Source organism: Comamonas sp. JNW, assembly GCF_003105075.1.
In the GTDB taxonomy this organism is placed as follows: Bacteria; Pseudomonadota; Gammaproteobacteria; order Burkholderiales; family Burkholderiaceae_C; genus Comamonas; species Comamonas squillarum.
The window spans coordinates 84,133-108,493 of record NZ_QETI01000004.1; the positions used below are offsets into that span (position 1 = coordinate 84,133).

21 protein-coding genes are annotated in these 24,361 nt (G+C 62.0%); 9 read left to right on the plus strand and 12 right to left on the minus strand.

What is annotated here, in order from left to right; genetic code table 11:
* Complete coding sequence (locus tag DCO45_RS07885) at positions 1-2,094, plus strand: hybrid sensor histidine kinase/response regulator (protein WP_165841152.1); 2,094 nt, start codon at positions 1-3, stop codon at positions 2,092-2,094.
* 57 nt (positions 2,095-2,151) lie between these two features.
* Here DCO45_RS07885 and DCO45_RS07890 read toward each other — a convergent pair whose 3' ends face one another.
* From DCO45_RS07890 to mnmG, 7 genes are all read right to left on the minus strand, one after another.
* Positions 2,152-3,192 carry a peptidoglycan-binding protein gene (locus tag DCO45_RS07890; protein ID WP_116925335.1) on the minus strand — a complete coding sequence of 347 codons (1,041 nt, stop codon included), beginning with the start codon at positions 3,190-3,192 and terminating at the stop codon, positions 2,152-2,154.
* A 209-nt stretch (positions 3,193-3,401) separates the two neighbouring features.
* Positions 3,402-4,319: a ParB/RepB/Spo0J family partition protein gene (locus DCO45_RS07895; RefSeq protein WP_116925336.1), complete on the minus strand. Its 918-nt coding sequence runs from the start codon at positions 4,317-4,319 to the stop codon at positions 3,402-3,404.
* Between the two features lie 3 nt (positions 4,320-4,322).
* Positions 4,323-4,880, minus strand: a complete 558-nt coding sequence (locus tag DCO45_RS07900; protein ID WP_116925515.1) for an alpha/beta hydrolase — start codon at positions 4,878-4,880, stop codon at positions 4,323-4,325.
* Positions 4,881-5,061: 181 nt separating this feature from the next.
* Positions 5,062-5,835, minus strand: a complete 774-nt coding sequence (locus DCO45_RS07905; RefSeq protein ID WP_021027164.1) for an AAA family ATPase — start codon at positions 5,833-5,835, stop codon at positions 5,062-5,064.
* Positions 5,836-5,857: 22 nt separating this feature from the next.
* On the minus strand, positions 5,858-6,472 hold the full coding sequence (locus DCO45_RS07910; RefSeq protein WP_116925337.1) for a LysE family translocator: 615 nt from the start codon (positions 6,470-6,472) through the stop codon (positions 5,858-5,860).
* A gap of 158 nt (positions 6,473-6,630) precedes the next feature.
* Complete coding sequence (rsmG, locus tag DCO45_RS07915) at positions 6,631-7,287, minus strand: 16S rRNA (guanine(527)-N(7))-methyltransferase RsmG (RefSeq protein ID WP_116925338.1); 657 nt, start codon at positions 7,285-7,287, stop codon at positions 6,631-6,633.
* Complete coding sequence (mnmG, locus tag DCO45_RS07920; RefSeq protein WP_116925339.1) at positions 7,284-9,263, minus strand: tRNA uridine-5-carboxymethylaminomethyl(34) synthesis enzyme MnmG; 1,980 nt, start codon at positions 9,261-9,263, stop codon at positions 7,284-7,286. Before mnmG ends, rsmG begins: the two co-directional genes overlap by 4 nt.
* Before the next feature lie 221 nt (positions 9,264-9,484).
* On the opposite strand from mnmG, the gene gstA reads away from it, so the two are divergent.
* From gstA to cueR, 3 genes are all read left to right on the plus strand, one after another.
* Positions 9,485-10,087, plus strand: coding sequence for a glutathione transferase GstA (gene gstA / locus DCO45_RS07925; RefSeq protein ID WP_116925340.1), 603 nt, complete (start codon positions 9,485-9,487; stop codon positions 10,085-10,087).
* 155 nt (positions 10,088-10,242) lie between these two features.
* The gene (locus DCO45_RS07930; protein ID WP_021027169.1) at positions 10,243-10,437 is read left to right on the plus strand and encodes a cation transporter; all 195 of its coding nucleotides are present in this window, start codon (positions 10,243-10,245) and stop codon (positions 10,435-10,437) included.
* Between the two features lie 2 nt (positions 10,438-10,439).
* Positions 10,440-10,916, plus strand: coding sequence for a Cu(I)-responsive transcriptional regulator (cueR, locus tag DCO45_RS07935; protein WP_116925341.1), 477 nt, complete (start codon positions 10,440-10,442; stop codon positions 10,914-10,916).
* A 76-nt stretch (positions 10,917-10,992) separates the two neighbouring features.
* Here cueR and DCO45_RS07940 read toward each other — a convergent pair whose 3' ends face one another.
* A complete protein-coding gene (locus tag DCO45_RS07940) occupies positions 10,993-12,072 on the minus strand; it encodes a recombination-associated protein RdgC (RefSeq protein ID WP_116925342.1) in 1,080 nt (359 codons plus the stop codon).
* Positions 12,073-12,384: 312 nt separating this feature from the next.
* On the opposite strand from DCO45_RS07940, the gene DCO45_RS07945 reads away from it, so the two are divergent.
* Entirely contained in the window at positions 12,385-12,939 is a 555-nt protein-coding gene (locus DCO45_RS07945) for a Spy/CpxP family protein refolding chaperone (protein ID WP_116925343.1), read from the plus strand.
* A 175-nt stretch (positions 12,940-13,114) separates the two neighbouring features.
* Positions 13,115-13,678 (plus strand): acyloxyacyl hydrolase, encoded by a 564-nt coding sequence (locus DCO45_RS07950; protein WP_116925344.1) that lies wholly within the window; start codon positions 13,115-13,117, stop codon positions 13,676-13,678.
* Positions 13,679-17,137: 3,459 nt separating this feature from the next.
* Here DCO45_RS07950 and DCO45_RS07955 read toward each other — a convergent pair.
* The 3 genes from DCO45_RS07955 to DCO45_RS07965 form a co-directional block, all read right to left on the minus strand.
* Positions 17,138-17,500, minus strand: a complete 363-nt coding sequence (locus tag DCO45_RS07955) for an HPF/RaiA family ribosome-associated protein (RefSeq protein ID WP_021027174.1) — start codon at positions 17,498-17,500, stop codon at positions 17,138-17,140.
* A gap of 278 nt (positions 17,501-17,778) precedes the next feature.
* Positions 17,779-18,339 (minus strand): GNAT family N-acetyltransferase, encoded by a 561-nt coding sequence (locus DCO45_RS07960; protein WP_116925345.1) that lies wholly within the window; start codon positions 18,337-18,339, stop codon positions 17,779-17,781.
* A 115-nt stretch (positions 18,340-18,454) separates the two neighbouring features.
* Entirely contained in the window at positions 18,455-18,925 is a 471-nt protein-coding gene (locus tag DCO45_RS07965) for a peptidylprolyl isomerase (protein WP_021027176.1), read from the minus strand.
* A gap of 199 nt (positions 18,926-19,124) precedes the next feature.
* On the opposite strand from DCO45_RS07965, the gene DCO45_RS07970 reads away from it, so the two are divergent.
* From DCO45_RS07970 to DCO45_RS07980, 3 genes are all read left to right on the plus strand, one after another.
* On the plus strand, positions 19,125-19,913 hold the full coding sequence (locus tag DCO45_RS07970; RefSeq protein ID WP_021027177.1) for a 3-hydroxybutyrate dehydrogenase: 789 nt from the start codon (positions 19,125-19,127) through the stop codon (positions 19,911-19,913).
* A 284-nt stretch (positions 19,914-20,197) separates the two neighbouring features.
* The gene (locus DCO45_RS07975; RefSeq protein ID WP_116925346.1) at positions 20,198-22,900 is read left to right on the plus strand and encodes a transglycosylase domain-containing protein; all 2,703 of its coding nucleotides are present in this window, start codon (positions 20,198-20,200) and stop codon (positions 22,898-22,900) included.
* Positions 22,901-22,941: 41 nt separating this feature from the next.
* Entirely contained in the window at positions 22,942-23,415 is a 474-nt protein-coding gene (locus tag DCO45_RS07980; RefSeq protein ID WP_165841153.1) for a lysozyme inhibitor LprI family protein, read from the plus strand.
* Between the two features lie 13 nt (positions 23,416-23,428).
* Here DCO45_RS07980 and DCO45_RS07985 read toward each other — a convergent pair whose 3' ends face one another.
* Complete coding sequence (locus DCO45_RS07985) at positions 23,429-24,271, minus strand: siderophore-interacting protein (protein WP_116925348.1); 843 nt, start codon at positions 24,269-24,271, stop codon at positions 23,429-23,431.
* Between the last annotated feature and the right edge of the window lie 90 nt (positions 24,272-24,361).

Here is a 24,361-nt window from a genome sequence, read left to right on the forward strand (position 1 = left end):
ATGGCAGCTTCCCCTATGCCAGACAGCCCATCACTACCACCACCAGCACCTGCCGCGCAGGCCGCACCGGACAAGCGCAGTTTTCCGATGTCGGTGACCTCGCGCATCTTGCTGATGCTGGTGATTCTGGCCGTGGGTATTGCCGTGGTGTTTGCCTTGACCTTGCAGGGCCTGCGCCGCACCAACCAGGCCCTGCAGCAGCTGTCCAGCGTGGAGATGGAGCAGCTCATTGCCAGCACGCGCGTGATGCAGCAAAGCGAGATGATCGGCAGCTATGCGCGCCTGGTCGCCATCACCAACGACATCGGCGAGCGGCGGCTGAACATGGTGGAGCTGACCGACCGCATGGGCTGGCTCGACAAGCTGCTCGGCGAGATGACGCAGACACGGCTCGATGGCGCGATCGACCCGCTGATGCAGTCCAAGCGCAATGCGCTCAACGCCAATGTGCAGCAGCTGAGCCAGGCGATCTTTCAGCCCGCGCAGCATGGCCTCGATGACCGCGCCGTCTTCCACTTGGTGGCCGAGAACCAGATGCTGGCCACCGACATGTCCTTGCTGGCCAGCCGCGCTGCGGCCGACCTGCGGCGCCAGCTCAATGAGCGCAGCGTGCAGCTGTCCCGGGATGTGGCGGCCCAGCAGAGCAATCTGAACTGGCTGGTGGCCGTGCTGATCCTGTGCGTGGCGATGGCGGGCATCTACATGCATGCCTCGGTCTCGCGCCGCCTGGTGGCGCTGCGCCGCGAGGTCAGCAATGACGAGTTTGGCGGCATCTACGCGGTGCCCCAGCAGTGGGGTGACGAGATCGACCAGCTGGGCCGGGCCATTGCGTCGTACAAGAAGCACCTGAGCGACCATGCCCGCTCGGCCCAGAACGCGGTGCGCGCCAAGAACCGCTTTCTGGCCGGCGCCAGCCATGACCTGCGCCAGCCGGTGCAGGCGCTCAACCTGTTTTTGGAGACCTTGCGCGGCTCGGGCCTCAACAGCCAGCAGGCGGTGGTGCTCGAGCACGCGCGCGCTGCGCTGTCGGCCAGCCGCGAGATGCTCGACACCCTGATGGATTACTCGCGCATCGAGGCCGGCGTGCTGGACCCCAAGTTCCAGCCGGTGGCCATTGCCGGCTTCTTGCGCCGGCTGGAGAAGGAGTTCGGCCCACAGGCCGACGCCAAGAACCTGGTCTTCCGCGTGCGCGACAGCGAAGACTGGATCTACACCGACCAGTCGCTGCTCTTTATGCTGCTGCGCAACCTGGTGTCCAACGCGCTGCGCTACACCGACCACGGTGGCGTGCTGCTGGGGGTGCGCAAACGCGGCCTGCAGCGCGTGATCGAGGTCTGGGACACCGGTGTGGGCATCGATGACGAGCACCACGACCTGATCTTCCAGAAGTTCCGCCAGGTGGCCGAAGACCAGCACATGGGCACCAAGGGCCTGGGGCTGGGTCTGGCGATCGTGCGCGAGCTGGCCGATATCCTGAACGTGAAGGTCGCGCTGTCATCGATCCCGGGGCGCGGCAGCGTCTTCCGCGTCAGCCTGATGGCAGAGGCCGTGCCCGCCGGCGGCTATGGGCTGGTCGCCGGCCTGTGGGAGCAGCCTGACGATGGCGACTACTCGTCGCTACATGGCCTCAAGGTGCTGGTGGTCGATGACGAGCCGCTGGTGCGCGTGGGGCTGGCCAGCATGCTCGAGCAATGGCATTGCCAGGTGATGAGCGCGGCCAATGTGGACCAGGTGCGGCGCCTGATCGGCCATATGCAGGAGAGCAACAGCAAGCCCTTCGATGTGGTGCTGACCGACCTGCGCCTGTCGGCCACCGAAGACGGCAGCATGGTCGTCATGGCCGTGCGCGATGCCACGGCCGAGCATGTGCCCTGGCAGCAGATGCTGCCCCACTACGTGATCCTGACCGGCGACACGGCCCCCAAAAGGCTGCAGATGGCCAACAGCCTGGGGGCGACCTTGATGCACAAGCCCATCGATCCGCGCCAGCTGCACAAGCTGCTGGCCCGGGAGCTGCAGCTGCGCTGCGATATTGAGGAGTTCATGGAAACCCAGCCGCCTGCCGATATCGACGAGGTCATCGACAAGGAATGAAAAAACCCGCCGGGGTGAGCGGCGGGTTTGCTGGCCTGGCTAGGCAGTGCCGAAGGCTTATTCCGCCAGCTGGCGCATCGTGGCCTGGTCCAGGCGCCCCGTCACCGACAGGCCCTGGTCCTGCTGGAAGGAACGCAGCGCGTTCTGCGTGCGCGGGCCGGAGGCGCCATCGGGGGTGCCCACATCGTAGCCCAGCTCGTTGAGGCGCTGCTGCGCTTGCTTCATGCTCAGGCGCACATTGGTCTTGGCGCCGGGTGCCGAGGTCTGGCTGGGCGCTGCGGCGCCATCCACACCCAGACGACCGCCACCGCCCAGGCCCTGGCCCTTGACGGATTGCGCACTGTAGTTGCGCAGCGCCTGCACCATCTGGTTGTAGGCATCGACGAAAGCGGCCGACACGACCTTGCCTTGCGAGGTGTTGGAGTAGCCACCCATGCTGGCACCAGCTGCGCCACCGAACAAGGTGCCAAAGCCACCCCAGTCGGTGTTGCTGGCATTGCCGGTCGACGAGGACACCTGCACGCCCGAGCGGTTGTCCACCAGGGTCAGCATGGCCGATGCTTCACGGGTCTTGCTGTTGGCAGCCACGCCTGCGAGCGCGCCGCCGCCACGGCCGCCCAGGATGCCGCCCAGCGCCGCGCCAAAGCCGCCGGCATTGTCTTCGCTGAAGGTCACCTCAGGCGTCAGGCCGTAGTCCGATGCGACCACTTGGCCCTTGCCGAAATTGCTGCCCTTGCGCATTTCGCCGTTGTCCATCATCGCGCGCTCGCGGTTCATCGCGTTCATGCCGGCAGCGCTGCGTTCCACGACCACAAAGCAGTTCGATTGCTGGATCAGCACGCGCAGCAGATTGGCGGTCGGTGGCAGGCGGTATTCGTTGCGCAAGATGGTGTACCAGCCCGCTTGCTGGTTCTCGACCAGGGAGACGGTACCCACCGGCGAATCACATTTTTCGAGTTGGCTGTTTTCGCCCTGGCTGCTGCCCCCTGCTGCGCCACCGGTCACCATGTTGTTGGTGCCGCCGCCCAGCTTCATACCGGTGCTTTCGCAGCCTGCCAATGCCAAGACGGCCAGTGCCGCCAATGCTGCCTTTTTCATGTCGCTCTCCCGCAAATCATTCAGTTGTTCATTCAAAGCGAGCCCGGAATTCCTTCCAGGCTCGATTACTTCGATTTCGTATTTTTGCTTTGCGCTGCTGACACGGGAATCACCTGCTTCCAGGAACCTCGGTGGAGCGTTGTCCGCTCTTAAGCGAAGTTGTTAGTAAATGTCACCCAAATCACGACGTGCAGCACATGGCCGGTGCATTATCCACGTAATTTATCAATCAATCCATTCAGGGCATCCAGAGAGCCAAACTGGATTACCAATTCACCCATCTCTTCGAGTTTGCCGGCGCGCTTGACGCGCTTTTTCACGCGCACTTCCACTTCGGCCATCAACAGGTCCGACAGCTCTTCTTCGACGCGCTTCAAATCGCGCGATTTCGCCGGTTTGGCCTTGACCGGGGTTTCGCCCGAGAACTCGGCACTGACCTTTTTGACCAGGCTCTCGGCCTCACGCACGCTCATTTTTCGCGCATTGATCTGGTTGGCTGCGGTGATCTGCGCGGCGCGGTCCAGCACCAGCAAGGCACGCGCGTGGCCCATGTCCAGATCCCCTGCCATCAGCATGGTTTGCACGGGTTCGGCCAGGTTCAGCAGGCGCAGCAGGTTGGACGCAGCCGATCGCGAGCGGCCCACCGCCTGCGCAGCCTGCTCATGCGTCATCTGGAACTCGCCCACCAGGCGCGAGAGGCCCTGGGCTTCTTCCAGCGGGTTGAGGTCTTCGCGCTGGATGTTCTCGATCAGCGCCATCGCCGCGGCGGACTCGTCCGGCACATCACGCACCAGCACCGGCACCTCGGCCAGACCGGCGATGCGCGCGGCTCGAAAGCGCCGCTCACCGGCGATGATTTCGTACTTGCCGGCGTGGTCGCCCGAGGCCAGCTTGCGCACCAGGATGGGCTGCATGATGCCCTGGGCCTTGATGCTTTCGGCCAGCTCGTACAGCGCGCCCTCGTCCATGCGCGTACGCGGCTGGTAGACGCCGGGGACCATGTCATCGAGCCGCAATTGGTGGGGCAGCTGGCCCTTGTCGTCGCCGGCGGGCGCAGCGTCCTCGACCTTGGGGCCCAGCAGTGCTTCGAGGCCGCGTCCCAGACCCTTGGGTTTCTTGGTAACCATGTCTTAATTCACCTTTGTTGGTTCGGCCATCAGCTCGGCCAGCAGCGCCTGGCCCAGCGGCCAGTCGCCCAGCCCCGATTCGGCATTGATATGGCCGCAGGCGCCCTGGTCCACCCAGCGCGCGCCCCAGTGGCCAGCGAGCCACTGCGCGCGCTCGGCGCTGCAATAGGGGTCGTTTTGGCTGCCCACCAAGATGGCGGGAAAGGGCAGTTTTTGCAGCGCGATCGGCGACCAGCCAGGGATCTGTTCGGCCAGGTCGGCGCGCTCGACATCGCCCGGCGCCACCAGCAGCGCGCCGCGCACCTTGCTGGCCGCCTGGGGCGAATGCGCGGCCCACCAGGCCGTCAGAATGCAGCCCAGGCTGTGGGCGACCAGCACCACGGGCTGCGGCGCATCCAGCACCACATCCTGCAGGCGCGCCGTCCAGTCACCGCGTTTGGGGTGCAGCCAGTCGTGCTGCTGCACGCGCTCATACCCCAGTTGCTGCTCCCACACCGTTTGCCAATGGCCCGGCCCGCTGTTTTGCCACCCCGGCAGCAGCTTGATGGACGAGGATTCAATGCTCATTTTTTAATAGCAAAAAAGCGCCACCGTACTGCGCTGTTTCAAAGAAATGCAAACCCTTATTGTGCCCGAATGCTTGCCATACGCAACGCGGGTGCCTGCAGCGCGCAGGCCACCAAGAAAAAGACCTCCGCATGCCAGGCAGCGGAGGTCGGTCGGGCAGCGGCGGGGCCGGCTGTCACTTCATGCGTTTGATGCGCTTGACCATCTCTTTGGCGAACTCGACAAAGGCCTTGCTGCCCTTGGCCGCCGGGTCGAACACGACGCCGGGCAGGCCGTAGCTGGGGGCTTCGGCCAGGCGCACATTGCGGGGAATCACCGTGTCGAACACCTTGTCGCCGAAATGCTCGCGCAGCTGGTCGCTCACCTGCTGCTGCAAGGTGATGCGCGGGTCGAACATGACCCGCAGCAGCCCGATGATCTCCAGATCGCGGTTCAGGTTGGCATGCACCTGCTTGATGGTGTTGACCAGGTCGGTCAGGCCTTCGAGCGCAAAGTACTCGCACTGCATCGGGACGATCACGCCATGGGCCGAGCACAGGCCGTTCAAGGTGAGCATGGACAGGCTGGGCGGGCAGTCGATGAGCACAAAGTCAAAGTCGGCGTCGCTCGCCTCCAGCGCGGCCTTGAGGCGCTTTTCACGGCGCTCGAGCTCGACCAGCTCGACTTCGGCGCCAGACAGTTCGCGGTTGGCGCCCAGCACCCAGTAGCCGCAGCGCTCGGAATGGACAGCGGCCTCCTTGATGGTGCTCGATTCGAGCAGCACGTCATAGACCGAGGTCTCCAGCGCGCGCTTGTCGATGCCCGAGCCCATGGTGGCATTGCCTTGCGGATCCAGGTCAACCAGCAGCACACGCTGCTTGATCTTGGCCAGACCGGCCGCCAGGTTGACTGCGGTGGTGGTCTTGCCGACGCCGCCTTTTTGGTTGGCGATACAGAAAATTTTTGCCATGAGAACTCGCTTGTCCACTAACTTATTTGGTCAGGGCCAGCTTAAGGCCAAAACCAATCAAAAACACACCCGCCGTTTTCTCCAGCCATTTAACCAGCGCCGGATTGGCGCGCAGGCGCTCAGCCAGCATCCTGGTGAGCAGCACCACGACCGTGCAATAGGCCAGGCTGATCACCGCCACGGTCGCTGCCATCACCGCAAAAGTGGGCAAGCCCCGGTGGGTGGCCGGATCAACAAACAGCGGGAAAAACGCCATGTAGAACACGATGGCCTTGGGATTCATCATGGTGATGAGAAAGCCTTGCCTGAAATAATGCCGGGGCGCAATCTTGATGACCGGCTGGTCACCTGGTCGGGCCGTTATCAGCTTGTAGCCAATCCAGGCCAGGTAGGCAGCGCCCAGCCATTGCACCGCTTGAAAGGCGGCCGGGTATGCGCTCATCACGGTCGCCACGCCGGCAACGGCCAGCCACATCAGCACCTGGTCAGCGGCCATGCAGCCCGCGCATACGGCCAGACCGGCCTGGATGCCGCCCTTGCCCGTGGAGGTGATCAGCGCCAGGTTGCCGGGCCCGGGAATCATCAAGAACAGGAGCACGGCGAAGACAAATGCACCATAGTCAGAAATGCCAAACATGTGCCGCCTCTGCGATGGAAACTTTGAGTGTAAACGACGGCCCTGCTTGCAAGCCAGCAAAAGCGCGTTGTTACCGGCGCAAGCGTCAGCAAAAAGCCCCGAAAAATCGGGGCTGGTGGATGGTGCAGGTGGCGCGGCCTGCGATCCGCAACGCGGGGCTATGCCGCCTGCTGCCGCATCCAGACAATGCAGCGCTCGGCATCGAGCCCAGGCACCTGCAGCGGCTCGATGTTCAGCACCTGTACCGACGCGGGCAACAGCGCCAGCTCATCGTCAGGGCGCTTGGCCTTCATCGCCAGCCAGATGCCATCGGCCTTCAAGGTCTGGGCCGACCAGGCGGTGAAATCCTGCAAGGCGGCAAAGGCACGGCAGCTGACCACGTCGTACTGCTGGCTCAGCTGCTCGACGCGCGACTGGATGCCATGCAGGTTGCGCAGGCGCAGCGCGGCAGCCGCTTGCTGGATAAAGGCCACCTTCTTGCCCACGGTATCCACGCAGCTCACATCCAGCTGCGGCAGGCAGATGGCGAACACCACAGCGGGCAGACCGCCACCCGAGCCGACATCGAGCAGCTTGGGGGCTGGCAGGCCGGCCCCCTCCAGATGGCGCACCAGCGGCGGCACCGCAGCCAGGCTGTCGAGCAAATGGTGGGTCAGCATCTCCTGCGGGTCACGCACCGAGGTCAGGTTGTAGACCTTGTTCCACTTCTGCAGCAGATCCAGAAAAGCCATCAGCTGGGCAATTTGCTCATCGCTCAGCGACAGGCCCAGTTGTTGAACGCCGTCACGCAGTGGGATTTCCAATGGTGCGCTCATGCAGTCGTTACCTCTTGTGCAGTGCTGAAGCCTTTGAAGCCACCTTTTTTCAGGTGGACCATCAGCAAGGAAATGGCAGCGGGGGTGACACCGGAAATACGCGATGCCTGGCCCAGGGTTTCGGGGCGGTGGGTCTGCAGTTTCTGGCGCACCTCAAACGACAGCGCTGTCACCTGCATATAGTCCAGCTCGGCGGGCAGGCGCAGTTTCTCGTAATGGGCTGCGCGCTCCACTTCGTCCTTTTGGCGGTCAATATAGCCCGAGTACTTGGCACCGATCTCCACCTGCTCGACCACGGACTCGCTCAGTGCACCCAGTGTTTCACGTGAAACGTCGCTGGTCTGGTAGGCGCCTTCGTTCATGCTCATCAAGGTGGTGTAGTCCACACCAGGGCGGCGCAGCAGATCGAACAGGTTGTACTCCCGCTCCATGGCCTTGCCCAACACACGTTCGGCTTCTTGCGCAGCGACGATGCGTGGGTTCACCCAGGTAGCCTTGAGGCGTTCTGTTTCACGTGAAACAGCATCGCGCTTGCGGCTGAAGGCATCCCAGCGCGCATCGTCGACCAGGCCCATCTTGCGCCCCTCTTCGGTCAGGCGCATGTCGGCATTGTCTTCCCGCAGCTGCAGGCGGAACTCTGCCCGGCTGGTGAACATGCGGTAGGGCTCGGTCACCCCCTTGGTGATCAGGTCGTCGACCAGCACGCCCAGGTAGGCTTCATCACGGCGCGGCGTCCAGGGGCCTTCGCCCCGGCATTGCAGTGCGGCGTTCAGGCCGGCAAACAGGCCTTGGGCTGCCGCTTCTTCGTAGCCGGTCGTGCCATTGATCTGGCCGGCAAAGAACAGGCCCTGGATCTGCTTGGTCTCAAAGCTGTTCTTCAAGGAGCGTGGGTCGAAGTAGTCATACTCGATCGCATAGCCCGGGCGCAGGATGTGGGCGTTCTCCAGGCCCTTCATGCTGCGCACCAGTTCGTACTGCACGTCGAACGGCAGGCTGGTCGAGATGCCGTTGGGGTAGTACTCGTGGGTGGTCAGGCCTTCGGGCTCCAGAAAGATCTGGTGGCTTTCCTTGTCGGCAAAGCGGTTGATCTTGTCTTCCACACTCGGGCAGTAACGCGGCCCTACCCCTTCGATCTTGCCGGTGAACATCGGGCTGCGGTCAAAGCCGCTGCGGATGATCTCGTGCGTGCGCGCATTGGTGTGGGTGATGTAGCAAGGCATCTGCGCCGGGTGCATCTCTGCATTGCCCATGAAGCTGAACACCGGCAGCTGGCCTTCGTTGACGCCGCCGGGCATGCCGTCGCCCGGCTGGGTTTCGCACTGGCTGAAGTCGATCGAGCGGCCATCGATGCGCGGCGGCGTGCCGGTCTTCAGGCGCCCCTGGGGCAGCTTCAATTCCTTCAGGCGCGCCGACAGGCTGACCGCTGGCGGATCACCGGCGCGGCCTGCGGGATAGTGGTTCAGGCCCACATGGATCTTGCCGTCCAGGAAAGTCCCGGCCGTCAGCACCACGGTGCGGCTGCGAAAACGGATACCCACCTGGGTGACGGCGCCCACCACGCGGTCGCCCTCGACCATCAGGTCATCGACCGCTTGCTGGAACAACCAGAGGTTGGGCTGGTTCTCCAAGGTCTCGCGGATCGCTGCCTTGTACAGGATACGGTCGGCCTGCGCACGGGTGGCACGCACGGCCGGGCCCTTGGAGCTGTTGAGAATGCGGAACTGGATGCCACCCTTGTCGGTGGCCAGCGCCATGGCGCCGCCCAGCGCATCCACTTCCTTGACGAGATGGCCTTTGCCAATGCCGCCAATGCTGGGGTTGCAGCTCATCTGGCCCAGGGTTTCGATGTTGTGGGTCAGCAGCAGCGTCTTGCTGCCCATGCGGGCAGCGGCCAGCGCCGCCTCGGTGCCGGCATGGCCGCCACCCACAACGATGACATCAAATTCTTGCGGATAGGTATAGGGGGTTTGGCTCATACGGCCTCGTTCCAGGGCTCGCAAGGCAGCAGCCTTGCATGCAGTCATGCCCTTCTGCAGCCCTTTGACAGAATGGCGAATAGTCGGTTTTGCCCGCTATTTTAATGACTTGGGGGTTTACACGCGGTCAGCCGTGTTATTGCGCCGCAGCCACCTGGCTGCAAAGCTTTGTCAAAAGCGATAGCATGGTTTGGCTTTCACCTTTCACTGGAGATTTGTCGATGAAGCTGTATTTCTCTCCCGGCGCCTGTTCGCTGTCGCCCCATATCGCCCTGCTGGAAGCCGGTCTGCCCTTCACCCTGGAGATGGCCAGCACCAAGACCCACCAGCTCAAGGACGGCACCGACTTCTACACGATCAACCCGCTGGGCTATGTGCCGGTGCTGGAGCTGGACAATGGCCAGCGCCTGCGTGAAGGCCCCGCCATCGTGCAGTACATTGCCGACCAGGCGCCCGCCTCCAAACTGGCACCCGCGAACGGCACCTTCGAGCGCTACCAGTTGCAAGAGTGGCTGGGCTTTATCGGCACCGAGATCCACAAGGGCTTCTCCCCGCTGTTCAACCCCAATATGCCCGACACCGTCAAGGACATGGCCCGTGGACAAGTGCTCAAGCGCCTGATCTGGGTGGATGCGCAGCTGGCCGGCAAGGAATTCCTGATGGGCGCGGACTTCAGCGTGGCCGATGCCTACCTGTTCACCGTCTGCGGCTGGAGCAAGTTTGTCGGTGTCGACATCAGCGGCCTGGAAAACCTGGCAAGCTTCCTGCAGCGCGTGGGCGCCCGTCCTTCGGTGCAAAAGGCCATCGCGGACGAAAAGCAGTAATGCAGCCTGTCGGTCCATGGATGCTGTTTCACGTGAAACACATCCGGACCGAAGCAGTTCTGATGGCTTGTTCCAGGCGAAAGCCCCTGCTCTTGACCTTCACACCGTGTCAGCTTTCAAGATCAAGCCATCAACTACAGGAAAAGGAAACTCTGATGCAAAACACCTTCCAAGTCCAAGGCATGACCTGCGGCCACTGCGAGCGTGCCGTCACCCAGGCTGTGCAGCAACTCGACGCCCAGGCCAAGGTAGCCATCGACCGCGCCCAAGGCAAGGTGGTGGTCGAGTCCAGCCAGCCCGCTGACAAGATCGCAGCGGCCATTGCGGCCGAAGGCTACCAAGTCCAGTAAGCATGGCCAGCCCGTCACGCAAGCCTGCCACTGAGCGGTCCATCGCCTGGCCGGTGTCCATCAGCCAGGCAGCCCAGCTGGCGGGTATTTCTGCGCGCATGGCGCGCCACTACGAGTCGCTGAACCTGCTGCCCCATGTGCACCGCACCGACAGCGGCTACCGGCTGTATACCCAGTCCGATGTGCATACCCTCTCCTTCATCCGCCGCTGCCGCGATCTGGGCTTTTCGATGGAGGAGATCGAGAACCTGCTCAACCTCTGGCACGACAAGCAGCGCGCCAGCAGCTCGGTCAAGGAGATTGCGCAAAAGCATATCGGCGCCTTGCGCGAGCGCATTGCCGCGATGAAGGCGATGGAGCGCTCGCTGCAGGCGCTGGTGCACAGCTGCCACGGCGACCAGCGCCCGGACTGCCCTATTCTCGACAGCCTGTCCGACCCGCATGCCGACCCTGACGCAGCCAGCTGCTGCAAGCACTAAAGCCCTGTCCAAGCATTGCACAGGCATAAAAAACGCGCTCCTGGGAGCGCGTTATCGTTTCTGCGGTTGGCCCAGATCAGAAAGGGCTGGAATCCGGATCCTGGTCCACCGGTGCCGATTTGGGCCCGGTCTGCATGCCGCCAGGCTTGCCAGACGCCTGGAATGGCTTGGCAGCGCCTACCCCCTGGCTCATCGGCTTGGCGGGCGCTGCAGCCCCTTCCCGGGCCGCTGCGGCGGGTTTGTCGCCCCGGTCGGGCAGCTGGCCCAGCTCGGTGCGGCCTTCGCCGCCCAGTGCCTGGATCAGGTCGGGAATCAGCTGGCTGAACTCCCCGGTGGCAATGGCCACATCGGCGTCAAAACCGCCATCCTCACTGGCCCCTTCCATCACCACATCAAGCAAGGCCACCTTCTTGAGCTGCAGGCCCTCGGTCAGCACAAAGCTGACCCGGTCATCCCAGGTCAGCGCCAGCTTGGTGGGCAGCTTGCCCTGGTCGATATGCTCGCGGATCTCGTCGATGCCCAGCGGGTGGCGGGCATAGCGCACGACCGCCTTGGATTCATCGGCACTCTTGAGCTCGCACTCCTGGTCGATGCTGAAGCCCGCCGGCGCGTCGTAGCTGTGCAGCCAGGCAGACATCGCCCCCTGGGGGCTGTTCTGGGTGTCGATAAGCGCCACCGCAAAACCGGGCGAGGCCTCCACCAGCATGGTGATCACTTCGTCGGCACGGCCCTGGCTGCTCGTGTCCAGCACCAGGAGGCGCGCCTGCGGATCGATCCAGATCCACAGCCCGCCCTGCTTGGTAAAGGCCATCGGCAGCAGATCGAGCTTGCACTCGTCCTTGAGCTCCTGCTTTTCCTTCTTGCCGGGCTTGCGGCCTTCCTGGGCTTCGATATGGGCGAGCTTTTCATCAACTTTGCGGTTGAGCACGCTGGCGGGCAGCATCTTGCTCTCGCTCATCAGCCGCAAGATCCACTGGCCCCCTACCGACTCGACCATCGCGCCGTGCTCCTCGCCGCGCGGAGGCACCCAACCGGTGGATTTTTCCTGGGTAGCGCCGCACTGCTCAAACTGCTGCTTGGCCAAGGCCGTATCCAGCGCGACCAAATCCGGCTGCCAGGTTTCGGAGATGCGGTAAAAAATCATGTTCTTGAACATGCCATTCCTTTGTTCTGGGGGGCTGCAGTCTTGCGCAGCAGCCCTTTAAAAAACACAAGCGGCCCTGGTGTGCCGCACTGATCTGCTGTCCATTGTGCCGCGAATCGGGCCCGTCCCAGCCCGATGCGCCAGGCAAAAAACCGGGTTTGGGATGGGTGGGCGCTGGTAGCAGCAGCGCTTGCCTCTCCCAAAGCCACACAACCAAAATTGCTAATTCTTTACACAGCCATACCGGCCAGTGACAGCGCTATTACATGGCAGGCGGACACTGCAGACATCGCATAAGACATCACAACCCGGAAAGGAACCACTATGTCTCTCTTACAACGCAGCGCCATCGTGACCGCCATGCTGGCCAGCCTGTCGGTTTCCAGCTTCGCCCAAACCCCGGCTGCCCCCGCAGTAGCCCCCACCACACAAAGCGCCCCCGCCCCTGCCAAAAAGGCCCATGGCCCCGAAGCACGCGAGGCACACATGGCCAAACGCATGCAGGCACTCAAGGCCTCGCTCAAGCTCAATGCCAGCCAGGAAGCCGCCTGGACCAGCTATATGACGGCCGTCAAGCCCCAGCGCCCGGCCCCCGGTGACCGCCCTGAGCGTCCAGACTTTGCCAAGATGACCACGCCAGAGCGTATTGACGCGATGCAGGCCATGCATGCCAAGCACCAGGCTGCGATGGACCAGCGCAACCAGGCGACCAAGGCTTTCTATGCCACCTTGACGCCTGAGCAGCAAAAGACTTTTGATGCGGAAACCTTGAAGATGCATGAGCGCCGCGGACGCGGCCCGGACGGAAAGGGCCCGCATGGCCAGCGCCATCAAGGCCCCAATCCGAAACAGACTGTTCCACCTATGGACAGTAAATAGGGCAACCGCCCGCCTCCTGGCATCTGTCTCCCTCTCCAACCCCTCCTGCGCAGCCCTGACCAGCTGCGCTTTTTTGTGCCTGTGTATATGCCCGTGACAGCGTCAGCGGTTGCATACAGACAACATCCTGCTTTTGCTGACAAAAGCTGCTGTGGTCCAGGTGTAACATTATTTAATGCAATACCGCCCTCTCCTCTCCGCTATCGGCTTGTGCGCGCTGACTGTCTGGAGTGCCTCTGCCCAAGCGCAGTTTGCCGACAAGCGCAACAGCCCCACCCTGTACCTGCAAGCAGGGGTTGCCGAACGTGACGCGCGTGCGCTCACCATTGGCTCGACCATCCCAATGGATTGGAAGACCTATTGGTGGGGCCATGCGGTCACCGCCCATTGGGACATGAGCCTGTCCGCCTGGAACTCCGACCGCATGGAGCAAGAAGGCAGCCGCACCATTGCTGTGGTTGGCCTCGTGCCCACGATGCGCTTTCACAGTAAGAGCCAGTACCCCTGGTTTGTTGAAGCGGGCCTCGGCGGTTATGTCTCCAGCAAGCTCTATGAAAGCCGCGACAAGCGCTTCTCGACCGCTTTCAATTTCGGCACCCACATCGGCGTGGGCTACTTTACCGGCATGCGCCGCGAGAATGAATGGTCGGTGCGTCTGGAGCATCTGTCCAACGCCTCGATCAAGCGTCCCAACCCTGGCGAGAACTTTGTGCAGCTGCGCTACGCGCGCCACTTCTGATCGCCCCATAACCCCCCCTCTTCCCCTTCATACCGCCATCTGGCGGTATTTTTTTGCCTGTCTGAGGGGTTATGGGCTGGAAACGCCGTTCGGGGCCTCTACGCAGCCATAGCGGCGCTTGAGAGGCTGGCGGTGTCGAATGGGCTACAGGTCAAACGGGCTGTGGCAAGAAGCCATACCGATGACTGTATAAAAATACAGTTATCGCAGATGAGGGTCCAGCTCCTTGATCCATTGCACGACCACCACCTGCCAAAAGATACCAAGGCTATAGAACACTCTCACGGCCATTCACGGCCGGCAGAGACGGTGTAAGCCATCCTTGGCCCCAACCACTCCCAACCCCGCTTGACCCCTCTACCCAGCGCCAATCAACGCCTGGGCAGGCTCCAGCGGCCTGGTGGACGGATCTGCAGGGCCTGCGGGGCGATCCGCTGCGATGCGTTCCCTGCTGCGCAACGACACCTAGGCGGCAGCCGCACCAATCAATGCCGCCTTCTCATCCCGCCATATGCCGCGCAAAGCGGCATCCGCACTCGCCACGCATATCCAAAAGTATAGCTAACACCTATGCTGGGCTGTGCATTTGCGCACAGCGCCCCTCTCTGTGTGATCGAACTCTGGGTCAGTACGACAGTGCTGCGACCAAGCACCCCAAGTTATAGGATGCCCTCGTCCATAGGGGAGAGGGATGCTGAGGTGATGTGCTGCGTATTTTGAGAACTGCTCTGCCCCGCTCACTTCTGCCGAAGAGGCTTGACTTTTCACAGTCTGAAAATTTTCAAGATATGAAACTTTGCCGAGCTTGCCTTTGGTTTTTCTTTTATTTTCTTTAAAAGAATAGTAGATAGTAGTAGAAGGGCCCCACCTTCTGTGGGTAAGTCCATTAAGCCCAATGCTGTCAACCGCTTGAAATTTTTCCAACCATGTTGATGGTACCCCTTCATCCTTGTCACTGCGAAGTGGATAAGTCCGGCATCTGGGATATTTCTGTGGATAAGCTGATACGACCATGCGCATTATCCACAGCCATTCTTCAATCTCAAATTCTCACCAAGTGATTGATAATTAATAACTTATCCACAATCACTCAGTGATCAGCACAAAATGGTAGCACCCGCTGGACTGCTGTGCGCAGGAAACTCTGGGCCGCAAATATTGTCCACAATACCTAGGCGGCGATCGGCCACTTTGGATGCCGGAGAGTTTGGCCCATTAAATTGTGGATAAGTTTTTTATCGTTACAAAACAAATATCTACTGCACTATTGGTCTGTGGACACCGGACGCTATTTCCGGTGCATGGTAGTGGAGCAAGTTCGCGGTCGGGCTTCTATCTGTGGATAACTAGGGGATTGTTAGGGGCTTGTACCGATTGTTATACACAGCTCTTTTGGGGCTCCTCCCATCGGTTCCGGAGGTGGCCGCTGAGGGTCCACCGTCTTTCCAAAAAGATACCCAATAAAAACAACAACTTACTGGCTAGCAACGGCCGCTTAGGGATACAAAGCCATCTGCCTGGGGCTGACTTTTGGGCAAAGAGACGTTCGCCAGGCCTCCAAAAACTGCATGTGCAAAACAGCGGACCAGCGCCATTCGCATAGGCAGTGGTGCGCCTCACACCCACGATGAAGGCCGCTGCCCGCGATGCGCCACATCTGTGGACATCTCGCGCCTGATGGGATCGTGGCGTCGCGCCGGGACGGCAGTCCGGCGCCGACGGTTGGCGGAGCTCGCCGCTGGGGAGGATCGGCGCATTCCGGTATTTGCCCGCACCGGTCTTTTCTTCGTTTCTGCTGTGCCAGGCGATCAAGCGATGCAGTCAACAGCCATCGCCAGGCCCAACAAGCGCGCGGGTGGTCGTCGCGCCCTCAGCGCAACGAGGGGCGTCGCTGATTCGGGCGCTTTCGACGCAGTGTTTTGGTATTCACCGGCTATTGCGCACGTGTTTGGCATCGAACAAGCACGTTCGACCGGGACCTTCTGACGCAAGCGCAGATCGAGGGATGGCGCTAGGCTGATTTCTGCCAGCCCCCAGCGGCTGGCGCAGAGGGCGATGACGGTGATTGACGGCATCTCAGACCGGAGTGCGCTGGATCCTGGGCCCCTAACGACAAAGCCCAAATTTCAATTTGAGTAATTCAAATAAACTGAAATCAAAAGCGATTCAATTCAAATCAATGACAGCACTACAAGGCGAGCATATACGAACGAATGCCTAATTTTTATGCAAAACTGCCGAAAAGGGAGCTTGCTTTTTCAACAAGTTATCCTTATCGTGCTTGTGCATAATATCTCACATCGTGGGATATTTCACCATATGAGAGTCTGGTGGTGGAGGGTTATGCACATAGGCATGGCAGGAGCCTCCCTCTACGATGGCGCAAATTTGTGGATAAGTAAAGGACTTATGCGATAAAACGACAAGCACTTTTCCCCGGATGACTTATCCACATGTTGACATGTGAAGGTGGCTGTAGCATGGATTGTGGATAAATTGATCCATAGAATTTCGAGTTACCCACAGGGTTCTGTAAATTTCCTGTTTAAAGCGAGTCACTTGTATTCTTATGCACAGTGCTTAAGAAATAACTTTCCATCGTATAAATGCTTAATAAATAGGCGATAAAGATCAAAAAATGTGGAAAAGTATGTGTATACATTGCATGCCATGCTCAAGTCCTACGGCTCAGCAATGCGGATATTTAAGTGAAAATTGCGGGCAGTTATGCGACATATGTGCGGCATATAGCTATTTTTATTTGCTGAAGCCACTCCAAACATAGCTTCTCTCAAGTCACATCTACCTGTGGATATCTTCCCGGTCAGAAAATTTGACAGAGAAATTTTTCAAATGTGCATAAGCTGTGTGCAAATCAATAGACTGAGCGCATGAAGATATCCACTGGTTTTTCGGCGTCTGAACGCCTGGTCTGAACAGTGCATTCAGTGGATTTGAACGACCGTGATTCGGCGTTGCTGCGTTCGTGCCCCAAGCTTTTTCGAGCTCTGCGGATGGAGGGCAGCATTGAGGGCCGTTGGAGGAGGGCACAGCGCCAGAGCAGGCGCGCTCGCGCTGTCCTGTGTCCGCCTCTGTCTGCCGGTAGCTGCCTTGTGTTCTGCCATGGGCGCTGTACGCCGGCAGACATGCGCGCTGCAGCGTTATTCAGGTCCCTGCCAAGGCGGCCGGCGCTTGGCGCCTAGGGGCTGGGTGCGGATTGCCGAGTGCCGAGCGCGTGGGCCGGCGTAGGCGCAGCCAGTCTGGTGTTGGCGAAGTTTTTTTGCTTGGGTGGTGTTGCGAGCGCTTGCACTGCACCGACCGACTGCGCGGGCGCCCGAGCTGCAAACCACGCAGCTGGTGGGTGCCAGGGCCGCGAAAACAGCAAGCCTCAGACGCAAAAAAGCACCGCCAGGCGGTGCTTTGCTCAGAAGGGTGGGCGGTGCTGGCCCGGTTCAGCCCTTAGGCTTCGACATCCTCATCGGTGCCGGTACGAATGGTTTCGCGGTTGCTCTTGTCGCGCATCTTGGCGATGTCGGTGTCCAAAGCACGGTGCAGTTTTTCCAGCGCTGCGTTGAAGGCTTCGGCGACCTTTTCGGCCTCGGCGTTGACAGCCAGGGGTTGGCGCCCGGTAGCCCGTGTTTCCATCACACAGCGCTTGCCTTTGCCGCCGTTTTTCAGGGCGTCCACATCGGTGAGGTAAACCTCCACCCGGGTCACATATTCGCGAAAGCGCGAAAGCTTGTTTTGTACCTCGGTTTGTGCCCATTGGGAGAGGGATTCTCCGCCTTGAACATTGTCACCAGCGTGCACTTGAACTTGCATGGATGTGCTCCTTTCTCGAACATGCTGGGCGGCAGCCCAGCTATAGCAACCGGATGCAGCGAAGGCCATCGCCTTGCGGCACCTTGTTGATCACATCCTAACTCGCAAAACTGCAACAAAGGCTGCGACATGGTCAATATGCGTAAAAGCCCTGAGAAAGATCAAGCGTCCTACAGCCTGCTGGGTGCGCGCTCGGACGGCGGGGCAGGGCGGCGGTTGGCTTGAAACACGGCGAGCCATCCCCAGCAGCCGGTCATGGCGGCCGCGCAGTGCAAGGTTTAGGTTGCTGCGAATTTTGCAGCGGACAAGCGATACAGCACATGGGCTCGCAATGGGTGGCCCTCAGGCAAGGCAGGGTGCGCAAAATCGCCTGCCAGGTCGCGCTCCATGCCCAGGCGCTCCATCAGTGCTTGCGATGGCAGGTTGCTGGTGGTCGTGAAGGCCACGATGTCAGCCAGCTTTACATGGTCAAATCCGACGGCCAGTGCCGCCCGCGCGGCCTCGGTGGCCAGGCCCTGGTGCCAGGCATGGCGCGCCAGGCGCCACATGATTTCGACGCAGGGAGAAAAAGGCAGCTCGGCCTGGGGCACATGCAGGCCGACGATGCCGATAAATTGCTGGTCCTCCAGCCGCTCCACCGCCCAGACGCCCCAGCCGCGCTCGGCCATCAGCGCCTCGCAGCGGTCTGCCATCGCGTCGCTCTGCGCCCGCGTCAGCGGCGCGGGGAAGTAGCGCATTACCTCGGGGTCCGCCGTCATCGCGGCAAAGGCCTCCCTGTCCTGCGGCTGCCATTGGCGCAGCTGCAGGCGGGCGGTTCGGGGCTCGATCAGGGTGGTCATGGGGTCGCTGCTCCAATGAAAAAGCGGCCTGCACGCTAGGCCTTTGCGTGAGCCGCTGGGGTGATCAACAACGCCAAGAGGGCCGTGCACTGCACCGGCCCGCTACGCGGCAGTATCAATGGTGGTGGCCGTGCGCGCCATGCACATGGCGGTGGGCAATCTCTTCTTCGCTGGCTGCGCGCACATCGACGACCTTGCCGCTAAAGCGCAGCGCCAGGCCGGCGAGCGGGTGGTTGCCATCCAGGTGCACTTCCGGGCCCTTGATCTTCTTGACATAGAAGGCCTGGGGCTCGCCGCGGTCATTGGCGCCGCGCAGCTGGCCGCCCACCTTCACGCCCGGTGGGAACTCGCTCTTGGGGATCACGCGCACGAGGCTCTCGTCGCGCACGCCAAAGGCATCTTCCACTGCCAGATCCACGCTGGTGCTAAAGCCCACAGCCTGGCCCTCAAACGCAGCTTCCACCTTGGGGAAGATGTTTTCATAGCCGCCATGCAGGTAGGCGAGGTTGCCGCTGTCCAGCGGTTTGCCTTGCGCATCGGTCACCTTGTATTGGATGGTGACGGCGCAGTCTTTGGTGATGTTCATGGTCTTGTTCGAAGAGTCTGGCAAAAACGCAAGTGTAGGGGCTGCGGCGGGGTGGGCGCAGCGCCTTGCCGGATGGCAGGGGCAGCGCCAAGGGTTTGGTGATTGTCATGCAAACGGCTTGCTCTCCTACGGCAGCATGCTGCAGCGCAGCGCGAGACTGGCTATTTGTGACCGCTTTTCCGGTCGAAAGGATGAAGAAATGGTTCAGCAACTCGCAGGCAAGGTGGCCTATGTGACGGGCGCCGCCAGTGGCATTGGCAAGGCCATCGCCGATCTGTATGCGCAGCAGGGCGCCAAGGTGGTGATCGCCGATCTGAAGCAGGAAGCAGCCGAGGCGGCGGCCCAGGATATTGCCAGCAAGGGCGGCACCGCCATGGGCCTGGCGGTCGATGTGACGCAGGAAGACCAGGTCGACGCCTCTGTCGAAGCCGCAGTGAAAGCCTATGGCGGCATCGATATCCTGGTGAGCAATGCCGGCATCCAGATCGTCAAGCCGGTGCAGGACTTTACGTTGCAGGAGTGGCAGAAGATGCTGGCCATCCAGCTCGATGGCGCCTTCCTCACCACCCGCGCCTGCATCAAGCACATGTATGCGCAGGGCCGTGGCGGCAGCATCATCTATACCGGCTCAGTGCATTCCAAGGAGGCCTCCAAGCTCAAGGCGCCCTATGTGACGGCCAAGCATGGCCTCGAAGGCCTGGCCAAGGTCGTCGCCAAAGAGGGCGGCCCGCAAGGCGTACGCGCCAATGTGATCTGCCCGGGTTATGTGCGCACGCCGCTGGTGGACAAGCAGATCCCCGAGCAGGCCAAGGAGCTGGGCATCAGCGAGGCCGATGTGATCAAGAACGTGATGCTCAAGGACACCGTCGACGGCGAGTTCACCACCGTGGACGATGTGGCACGCGTGGCACTGTTCTTTGCGGCGTTCCCCACCAATGCGCTGACGGGGCAGTCAATGATCGTGAGCCACGGCTGGTTCATGGAGTGATGCTGGCCTGCCCCGCGCTGGCCTGCGGGGGCGGTATTGCTGGGGTGGCAAGACCTGCAGGCAATATTCTTCTGCAACGTGCCGTTTAATGCTGCCAAAACGCTCGAAATTCGGTCTTGTCCCATTTCTATAGCTTTTGCCCGCCCCCTACATTTGTTACATGGTTTGCAGTCTGCTTTGCACAGCCGACAGGTGGGGAAACCGTGCCTGCCCGACAATGGCGCCTTGGCCAAGGCAGCGGTGCGGACAGCGCGCTGCCGGCCCAGGCTTTGCAGACTTCTTCCATGGCGATCCCCCTTCTCTCCGGTTTGATGAACACCTTGCGCCGCGCAGCGGGCGCCTTGCCCGGGCTGGCCCGGCGCCTGCGCCCTTGGCTGGCCGCACGCAGCAAAAAGCAATGGTTGCTGGCGGTGGCAGCCTTGCCGGTGCTGCTGCTGCTCTATGTGCTGCTGCTGATTCCGCTCACCCCGTCGATCGGCGATATCCAGAAAAACAAGGTCGAGGCCCCCACCCAGCTGTTGTCGGCCGATGGCAAGGTGCTGGCCCAGTACAAGCGCGCCAACCGCGAATGGGTGGCGCTGAAGGACATTTCACCGAACGTCATCAATGCGCTGATCGCCACCGAAGACCACCGTTTTTATGAGCATGGCGCGCTCGATTGGCGCCGCACCTTTGGCTCAGTGCTGCACACGGCGATGGGCCGGCCCCAGGGCGGCTCCACCATCACCCAGCAGTTGGCGCGCAATATGTTCCCCGAGGAAATCGGCCGCGCCCGCTCGCTCAACCGCAAGCTCAAGGAGGCCGTGACCGCCTACAAGATCGAATCGGCCTACACCAAGGACGAGATCCTGGAGACCTACCTCAACACCGTGCCCTTTCTCTACAACGCCTTTGGCATCGAGATGGCCGCACGCACCTATTTTGACAAGCCCGCCCAGAAGCTGAGCGTGCTCGAAGCGGCGACCCTGGTGGGCATGCTCAAGGGCACCAGCTACTACAACCCCGTGCAAAACCCGGAGCGGGCCCAGCAGCGCCGCAACACCGTGCTGGCGCAGATGAACAAGCACGGCAAGCTCAGCGACCAGGATTTTGAGACCCTCAAAAAACGCGGCATCAAGCTGGATTTTGAGCGCCAGGACGAGGCCGTGGGCATGGCACCGCATTTTGCGCAGGCGCTGCGCAAGTGGCTGATCGAATGGGCCGACGCCAACGACTACAACATCTATGCCGATGGCCTGGTGGTGCAGACCACCATCGACTCGCGCGTGCAGCAATGGGCCAACCAGGCCGTGGTGCGCCAGGGCCGGCAGTTGCAGGTGACCGCCAATGGCCTGTGGAGCAACCGCAACCAGTGGACCGCCAAGAACCCGCTGGTGCAAAGCTTTGTGCGCGAAAGCGCCGTCTATCGCCAGGCGGTGGCCGATGGCCAGGACAAGGACGAAGCGCTGCAGCGCCTGCTGGCTGATGCCGACTTTATGGCCAACCTGCGCCAGGACAAGGTGCGCGTGCAGGTGGGCTTTATGGCCATGGACCCACGCAACGCCCATGTGCTGGCCTGGGTGGGCAGCCGCGACTTTGCCATCGACCCCTTTGACCATGTCTCGCAAGCGCGCCGCCAGCCCGGCTCCACCTTCAAGCCCTTTGTCTATGGCGCAGCGCTGCAGGATGGCGCGTTGCCCACCGACCAGCTGATGGATGAGGCCGTGCGCATTCCGCTGGGCGGTGGGCAGTTCTGGCGCCCCACCGATGGCGGCCCGCCTTCTGACCAACCGATGACCCTGGCCGACGGCCTGGCCTACTCCAAGAACACCATCACCGCCCAGGTGATGGCCAAGGTGGGGCCCGCCAAGGTGGCCAAGCTGGCGCGGGCGCTGGGTGTGCGCGACAGCAAGCTTGAAGATGTGCTGTCGCTGGCGCTGGGTACCAGCCCGGTCACCTTGCAGGAGATGGTGACCGCCTATTCCACCCTGGCCAACGGCGGCGGCTACCGCGCGCCCGTCATGGTCACCCGCATTACTGACCGCGAGGGCAAAGTGCTGGCCGAGTTTGAGCCACCCGCGCCGGAGGTGGCACTGGACAGCGGCGTGACCTACGCCTTGATCGACATGATGCGCGGCGTCATCACCAAGGGCACGGGCCGGGGTGTGGCGCGCTATGGCGTCAGCGGCGACTGGGTGGGCAAGACCGGCACCACGCAAGACAATGCCGACGGCTGGTTCATGCTGGCGCACCCCGACTGGGTGGGCGGCGCCTGGGTCGGCTTCAACGACAGCCGTGTGCAGCTGAACGACTACTGGGGCCAGGGCGCCCACAGTGCACTGCCTGTGGTGGCCGAGGTGGCCGCCGCATCGCAGCGCGCCAAGCTGGTGCAGGCACAGGCCCGCTTTGAGATGCCGGCCGAGAACAACACCTTTGTGCAGCGCCTGCGCAGCTGGATGCTGGGCTTTGGCGACAACAAGCAACCGGTCGATCCGTTTGAGCAGCCGCCTGCGATGCAGGAGCTGCCCGATCGCGGCAACCCCGGTGATGCGCCCATCATCGACGACCCCGAGGCCCGGCCGATAGGCCAGGGCGGCGCGGGCCCGCGCGGCCCCAGCGGCGAGGGCGACTACCCCGTCTTCCAGAACAACCCATCTCCAGCGCAGCAGCCGCAGATGCCTGCGCAGCGCCCGGCCGATCCGAGCCAGCCGCAACCCGGTGTCGTGGTGCCTGGCGCGTCGTCCAACCCTGCGCCTTCCAACCCGGCACCGGCCAGCGCCTCTCCTGCCCCGGCCTTCCCCGGCAGCGCCAGTGCGCCCCAGGGCCAGCCCGCGGGCAACCCACCGCCGATTGAGCGCGGTGTGGTCGTCTCGCCGGTGTCGTCCGGTACCGTGGGCCAACCCGTACCCACGGCCGATGGCGGCATGGTCTGGCGCCGCGCCACCCCGTCTGGCACGGCGGCCCCGCAGTCCGGCAATGCAGGTATTGCGGCCAGCGAGGTCAATTGATCCCGCTGCCCATTTTTTAAGCACTCATCAGGAGGATGTTCATGGTCTTCAACCACCGCCGCCAGCCCCGCTGGCTATGGATGCGCGCCGCTTGCCTGGGCGCTGCCATATTGGTATCGACAGCCGCGAAGGCCGTGGACAACCCCGATGCCCCCGACCGCCTGGCCGCCTTTGAGCAGCGCATCCAGCCGCTGGAGGCGGCCATCGGCAACCAGAACACGACGGCAGACATGCTGCGCGCCAGCAGCGCCTATGCCAAGCAACTCGATGTGGAGCTGAACCAGACCTACCGTGCGCTGATGGCCAAGGTGGGCGCCACCGGCGCGCAAAAGCTGCGCGCCGCGCAGCGCAACTGGCTGAGCTTTATGACCAGCGAGGCCGCCTTTATCGACGGCACCTGGAACGCCCAGGACTTTGGCAGCTCCTCAGCGTTGTCGCGCAGCGAGTACCGCAACAGCCTGACCAAGGCGCGCATCGTCCAGCTGCTGGGCTATCTGCGCGCCTATCCTGAATAATGGATGTGTGCGGTCACTCTTCAATGACTTCATGCACGCCGGAGCTGCCACGCTTCCAGTAGGCCGCTGCCTTGGTCCATTTGGGGTGGGCGCCATGCTCGGCAATCAGCGCTGCACGCAGCGCCTTGGCGGCCGTCGATTCCAGCGCTACCCAGTTGTAGTAATCGCCAGCGGGCGCATCGATCTGGCGCAAAGCCGCTAGCAGCAGCTGCGCATCGCCAGCTGGCTGGCCCTGGCGGTGCACCCAATGCACCTGCAGGTCGGCAGCACTGTCCAGCTTTTGCTCGTCGGCTGCGTCATTCACCTCCACCACCACCACCGCCTGGGTGCCGGCAGGCAGCTCGCGCAGGCGGCGCGTGATCGCTGGCAGCGCCGCATCATCACCAATCAGCAGGTGCCCATCAAACGCCGTGGGCACGATGAAGGAGCCACGCGGCCCCGCAATACCCAGTGCATGCCCAGCGGCCGCCTGCAGCGCCCAGGCAGTGGCAGGGCCGGCCTCATGCACCGCAAAGTCAATCGCCAAGGTCTGCGCCTGCGCATCGTAAGAGTGGGGCGTGTAGTCCCGCATCGCCTCGCGCATCGCGGGCGGCAGGCCTTCGCTGCCGGGTGGCGGCAGCTGCAGCTCGCCATTGGAATCCGGAAACAGCAGCTTCACATGGTCATCAAAGCCCAGGCTGCTGAAACCCGCCAGGTCGGCACCCTGCAAACGGATGCGCAGCATATGCGGCGTCAGCTGCTCCACCGATGCAACGGTGGTGCGGCGCAGCTTGATCTCATGGCGCGCCCGCTCAGGCGCACGCGCGGCCAACAGCTCGGGCGAAGGGGAAGTGGGAAGGCTCAGTTGTAAGGGCATGGTGTGTTCAATCCGTGTGTAAGATATATCTTTTATCTTAAATGAGAACCATTTCTGTGGCTAGGGCGGGGTGGCAATCCCTGGTTGGGG